Origin of the sequence: Pelomonas sp. KK5 (assembly GCF_001984095.1) — a bacterium.
GTDB lineage: Bacteria > Pseudomonadota > Gammaproteobacteria > Burkholderiales > Burkholderiaceae_C > KK5.
The window spans coordinates 1-6,038 of sequence record NZ_LYVQ01000306.1 but is presented as its reverse complement, the minus strand read 5'-3'; the positions used below and the strand labels follow the sequence as shown (position 1 = coordinate 6,038).

The 6,038-nt window shown below is 69.5% G+C and carries 6 protein-coding genes; 5 read left to right on the top strand and 1 reads right to left on the bottom strand.

The annotated features are described in order from the left end of the window. Positions 1-92: 92 nt before the first annotated feature. Entirely contained in the window at positions 93-1,460 is a 1,368-nt protein-coding gene (locus B0W88_RS28865; protein WP_077037995.1) for an ATP-binding protein, read from the bottom strand. Positions 1,461-1,591: 131 nt separating this feature from the next. Between B0W88_RS28865 and B0W88_RS28860 the strand changes: the two genes are divergently transcribed. The 5 genes from B0W88_RS28860 to B0W88_RS28840 form a co-directional block, all read left to right on the top strand. Further along, a complete protein-coding gene (locus tag B0W88_RS28860; RefSeq protein WP_077037994.1) occupies positions 1,592-2,119 on the top strand; it encodes a hypothetical protein in 528 nt (175 codons plus the stop codon). Positions 2,120-2,143: 24 nt separating this feature from the next. Next, positions 2,144-3,202 (top strand): YncE family protein, encoded by a 1,059-nt coding sequence (locus B0W88_RS28855; RefSeq protein WP_077037993.1) that lies wholly within the window; start codon positions 2,144-2,146, stop codon positions 3,200-3,202. Positions 3,203-3,347: 145 nt separating this feature from the next. Beyond that, complete coding sequence (locus B0W88_RS28850; RefSeq protein WP_077037992.1) at positions 3,348-4,643, top strand: TolC family outer membrane protein; 1,296 nt, start codon at positions 3,348-3,350, stop codon at positions 4,641-4,643. After that, positions 4,640-5,770 carry an efflux RND transporter periplasmic adaptor subunit gene (locus B0W88_RS28845; protein WP_077037991.1) on the top strand — a complete coding sequence of 377 codons (1,131 nt, stop codon included), beginning with the start codon at positions 4,640-4,642 and terminating at the stop codon, positions 5,768-5,770. The genes B0W88_RS28850 and B0W88_RS28845 overlap by 4 nt, the downstream gene beginning before the upstream one ends. Next, positions 5,767-6,038, top strand: a 272-nt coding sequence (locus B0W88_RS28840) for an efflux RND transporter permease subunit (RefSeq protein WP_144007042.1), incomplete at its 3' end; no start/stop codon positions are given. The genes B0W88_RS28845 and B0W88_RS28840, both read left to right, overlap by 4 nt.

Here is a 6,038-nt window from a genome sequence, read left to right as displayed (position 1 = left end):
TGCCACCAGTTGGCTTTCGCGCAGACGCGCTCCGCGCAACTCCACGGGGGCCGCAGCGCTGCAAACCCGTCCCTTCGCGTCATTCGCCTTCCTCAGGCCGTCACGGGAACCTCGATCACCACTCTCAGCCCGCGCCCCAGATCCTCGCTGGTGGCCCACACCCGCCCCTTGTGCATCGCCACGATGCTGCGCGAGATCGGCAGGCCCAGGCCGGTGCCGCGCTGGTCGCCCGGCTCGGCGTCGAAGCGGACGAAGCGCTCGAACATGCGCTCGCACTGCTCGGGCGAGAGCCCCGGCCCTTCGTCCACGAGGCTGACGCGCCAGCGGTCGCTGGTCAGCGTGGAGTCGAGGCTGATCAGGCCGCCGGCGGGCGTCACCTTCAGCGCGTTGCTGAGCAGGTTCAGCAGCACCTGGCGGATGCGCTTGCCGTCGATGGCGATCGTGCCCTCGCCGTGGTGGTCCCAGACGTAGCGCTTGCCGTCGTACTCGGCCAGCGCGCCGGCGTCCTGGGCGAAGGCGGCCAGGAACTCGCCGGGGCGCACGGCCTTCAGCTCCAGCATCACCGCGCCCGCGTCGGCGCGCGACAGGAACAGCAGCTCGTCGATGATGTGGTTGACCCGCCCGATCTCCTCCAGCTGCACCAGCACCGACTCGCGGTGCCGCTCGGCCAGCGTGTCGTCGCCCGCCAGGCGCTCGGCATGCAGGCGCATCAGCGACAGCGGCGTCTTCAGCTCGTGCGAGGCCTCGGCCGCGAAGCGCCGGATCTCGCTGAAGGACACCTCCAGCCGGTCGAAGGTCTGGTTCAGGAACTCGGCGAGGCGCGCCATCTCGTCCCCGCTCTCGCCGACCGGGATGCGCTCGGCCAGGTTGTCCGAGCGGATGCGCACCGCCGTGCGCTGCATCACCCGCACCGGCCGCAGGATCAGCTTGCTTAGGGCATAGCCGATCAGCAGGCTGATCACCAGCCCGCCGAACAGCAGGCCCAGGAAGACCTTGCGGTAGCCGGCCATCAGGTCGCGCACCGGGGCCAGCGGCGTGGCCACCATCACGTCGAAGGGCATCAGCCGGAACTCGCTGACCCGCACCTCGCCGATGCCCTCCACGGCGATCGAGTAGGTGTTCTGGCCGACGATGTCCGGGATCGACTGCCCGTGCAGGTTGCTCGAGCGGAAGAAGCGGTTCGTCATCGGCCCGTGCATGTCCGTGTAGAACATCGCCGAGGCGGACTCGGTGGCCTCGCGGATGCGGGCGTCGATGTCGGCCGGCGTCAGCTTGGCGTAGTCGGCGCCGAGCACCGCGCGCAGGTGCTTGAACTGGGCCTCGTTCAGCTCGTCGAGCTGGCGCACCAGATACTGCTCCAGCAGGTAGTGGCCGGCGATGAACAGCCCGGCCAGCATAACGGTCAAGGTCAGCGCATAACCCAGGGCGATGCGCGAGCCGATCGATTTGAGAAGCAGCATGTGGCGGCGATGCTATCGGATCGCCCCGGCTGCAACCTGAACATGCTTTAAGGAAGACGACAGGAAGCGTACAGGCGCCGCTCCTAAATTCCGCTCGACCCTATTCATCACCCCTCACGGAGACACACGACATGCGCAAGACGCACCTTTCCCTCGCCGCCGCCCTGCTGGTGCTGGCCGGCAGCAGCTTCGCCGCCGACGCCCCGGCCAAGAACTGGACCGCCCCGGCCCAGAAGATCTACGCCCAGAAGCTGTCCGACGAGACGATGGCCGCCCACCCCGAGTTGCTCAGCATCACGCTGCACGGCGTGCCGCCCGGCATGAGCGAGGTCTACACGATGTTCGCCGGCTCCTACCCCGAGCGCATCGGCAACCCGGACGATCCGGACGACATCGACGTGATCAAGAAGGGCATCACCATCCTCGACCCGCGCTGGAAGCGCGTGAAGGACACGGTCAAGAAGTGGGTCGTGCTGATGCCGATGCGCGACGCCACCGGCGAGAACGTGGGCCTGGTCGTCTACGCCTTCAAGGACCCCAAGGGCAACCCGCACACGAGCGCCAGCGAGATGGAGTACCTGAAGAAGTCCACCGCGCTGCGCGACGCGCTGGCCAAGAAGATCAAGAGCTACAACGCGCTGTTCGACGCCGCCAAGTAAGCCGCCGTGACGAGGACGAGAGTCATGACAACACGACGCAACACCCTCAAGGGGATCGCGATCGCCGCGGCGCTGCTTCTCGGCACCACCGGCTTCGCGCACGCCGAGCAGGCGCTGAAGCCGCTCGGCCGCACCGACCTGCCCGGCTACGACGGCGACTTCGACCACTTCGGCGCCGACCTGAAAGGCAACCGCCTGTTCCTGGCCGGCGAGGACGGCGGCACGCTGGAGGTCTTCGACCTGCGCAGCGGCGCCCACCTGAAGACGGTCAAGGACATGGAGACGCCGCACGCGATCCACTACGAGCCGATGACGAACCGGCTCGTCGTCAGCAACAGCGGGGACGGCCTCAGCAAGATCCTCGACGGCCGCACCTACGCGGTCATCGGCACGATCAAGCTGGCGCCCGGCTCCGACGTGATGAGCTACGACCGCTCGATGGACCGGCTCTGGTTCGTCACCGGCGGCAAGAACGCGACGAAGAAGCAGCCCACCGTCACCGTGCGCCAGGTCGACGCCTCCACCGGCAAGCCGACCGGCAACCCGATCACCTTCGACACCGACTTCACCGAGGGCATCGTCGCCGAGCAGCAGGGCAAGCGCGTCTTCATCAACGTGGCCGGCAAGAGCGAGGTCGCAGTGCTGGACAAGGACTCCGGCCGCCTGCTCGCCACCTGGCCGGTCAAGGAGGGGCAGAACAACTCGCAGATCGACCTGGACGAGGCGAACAAGCGCCTGTTCCTGATCACCCGCAAGCCCTTCAAGCTGGTCGTGCTGAACACCGACACCGGCGCCACCGTCGCCAGCTTCGACGCGCCCGGCCGCACCAACGGGATGATGTTCGACGCCGCCAACCAGCGCATCTATGCCGCCGGCGACGACTACATCGGCGTGTACCGCCAGATCGACCCCGACCACTACGAGGAACTGGCCCGCGTGCCGTCCGAGAAAGGCGCGAAGACCGCCTACCTCGTGCCGGAGCTGAACCGCCTGTACGTCGCCGTCGGGGGCTCAGCAACTGCTAAGGCGGGGCTTCTAAGGTACGAAGTCATTCCCAGCAAGACGACGACGGCCACCCGCTAACGATGCGTTGAGTCTCCTCGTTAGGGCCTCCACGCGCCACCCCGCGCGCGTTGGAACCCGAGGCGTCGTGCTGGTCTCCGCGCGACGCCTTCTTTTTTTCCTGATCCCGATGCTGCGAACCCGACTCCTTGTTGCCTGCTGCCTGTTGTTCCTGATCCCACAGGCCCGCGCCGTGGATCTGCAGCAGGCCTGCGAGGCCGCCCGCACGCACGACGCCGGCCTGATGGCCGCGCAGGCCGCCCTGCGCGCCGCGCTGGAGAAGATCCCGCAGGGCGACGCGCTGCTGGCGTCGCGCGTGGACCTGAGCGCCGACGCCACCCAATCCGCCCAGCAGCAGCGCCCCGGCAGCAGCACCAACGGCCAGACCTATGCCGCCGCCCTCGTCTGGTCCAAGCCGCTCTACGACGCCGCGGCCGCCGCCACCCGCGACCGCCTGCACCGCGAGGCCGAGCAGGCCCGCCAGCTCTACCTGCAGACCGAGCAGGACCTGGCCCTGCGCGTGGCGCGCAGCTACTTCGACGTGCTGCTGGCCCGCGAGTCGCTGAGCCTGGCCACCGCGCAGCAGCAGGCCGTCGGCGAGCAGCTGAGCCTGGCCCGGGAGAAGTACGAGCTGGGCCTGGTCAGCATCACCGACGCCGACGACGCCCAGGCCCGCCACGACAGCCTGCTCGCCGCCGAGGTGGCCAATGCCAACGACCTGGCCAACAAGGCCGATGCCTTCGCCGTGCTGACCGGGCTCGATGCCGGCACGCTGCTGCCGGTCGCCAGCGGCTGGGTGGCGCCGGCGCTGCAGCCGACTGAGCTGCCTGGCTGGCAAGACCTGGCCCTAAAGGGCAATCCGGTGCTGCGCCAGCTGGCGCTGGGCGTGGACATCGCCGGCAGCCAGATCGCGCAGTACCGTGCCGAAGGCGCGCCGGTGCTGAGCCTGGGCGCCAGCCTCGGCCGCCAGCGCGAGGCCGGCAGCATCGCCACCTCGGGCGGGCACGACACGACGACCACCGGCACCATCGGCCTCACGCTGACGCTGCCGCTGCTGGACGGCGGCAGCCGCCGCTCGCAGCTGCGCCAGGCCTATGCGGTGCAGGACCAGCAGCGCTACACGCTGGAAGCGGGCAAGCGCGATGTGGAACGGCTGACCCGCCAGTACTTCCAGGCGCTGCGCGACGGGGCGGAGCGCATCCGCGCGCTGGAGCGGGCGCGGGTGTCGGGCGAGTCGTCCATCCGTTCGAGCCGGCTCGGCCAGGAGGTCGGCGTGCGCACGCTGATCGATGTGCTGAACGCCGAGCAGAGCTACTACCAGACCCTCTACAACCTGCGCGCCGCGCGGGTGGACTACCTCTACAACGAACTGCAACTGGCCGCCAATGCCGGCGCGCTGACCGAGCCGGCGATCGCCAAGGTCAATGCCGCCCTTGCGGCGCGGGGGGACGAACAGCGATGAGCAACACCGACAACAAGAAATGGATCTTCCTCGGCGGCGCCGCCGTCGCCATCGCCGCCGCCGCCGCGGTGGCCCACCAGGCGGGCCTGCTGGTGAAGCCGCCCGTCGAAACCGCCCCGACGCCCAAGCCGCCGCCGCTGGTCAGCGTCGTCGCCGCCGAGATGCGCGACCTGCCGGTCAAGCTCAGCGCGCAAGGCCACGTCATCGCGCTGAACCAGGTGGACATCCGCCCGCAGGCGGCCGGCACGATCCAGGGCGTGCACTTCCGCGAGGGGGACGAGCTGAAGGCCGGCCAGCTGCTGTTCACCATCGATGCCAGCGACGTCAACGCGCAGCTGGCCCGCGCCGAGGCCACCGCCGCGCAGATCGAGGCGCAGGTGGACGACGCCAGGCGCGATCTCGCCCGCACCCAGCAGCTCGCCAAATCGCGCTTCTACTCGACCAGCGCGGTCGACACCAGCGCCAGCAAGCTCGAATCGCTGCAGGCCCAGTACAAGGCCGCGCAGGCCGACGTGTCGGCCAGCCGCGTGGCGATGGCGCGCACCCGCATCAGCGCGCCGATCAACGGCCTGAGCGGCGCCCTCTCCGTCCACACCGGCAGCCTGGCGCAGCCGGGCGCGGCCACGCCGCTGGTGACGCTGGTGCAGATCGACCCGATCGGCATCGAGTTCACGCTGCCCGAGGCGCAGCTCGCCGGCCTGATGGCGGCGCGCGCCGCGGGCAAGGTGCAGGTGCGGCTGAAGACGGTGGACGGCAGCGCGATCGAGGGCGGTTCGCTGGTCTTCGTCAACAACACCGTCAACACCGACAGCGGCACGATCACGCTGAAGGCCTCGTTCCCGAACGCGAAGAAGACGCTCTGGCCCGGCGCCTACGTGGAAGTGGCCGTGGACGCGGGCCTGAGCCCCGGCGCCATCGTGCTGCCGCCGCAGGCGGTGCTGGAGGGTCCCAAGGGCCGCTTCGTCTTCGCGCTCGACGGCGAGGGCCGCGCGCAGGTCAAGCCGGTGGAGCTGCTGCGCATCCAGGACCAGCTGGCCGTCGTCACCGGCCTGAAGGGCGGCGAGCGCGTGATCGCCGAAGGCCAGCAGGCGCTGAAGCCCGGCGCAGCCGTGAAGGTGGCGCGATGAAGCTCTCTCAACGCTGCCTGCAGCGCCCGATCGCCACCACGCTGTTCTGGCTCAGCGTGCTGGTGGCGGGCCTGGTCTGCTGGTCGCAGCTGCCGATCTCGGCCCTGCCCAAGTACGACACGCCGACGCTGGAAGTCACCGTCAAGCTCCCCGGCGCCAGCCCCGAGAACATGGCCAGCTCGGTGGCCACGCCGCTGGAGAAGCAGTTCTCGGCGCTGCCCAGCCTGGTGATGACCACCTCGGCCAGCATCCAGGGCGAGACCAAGAT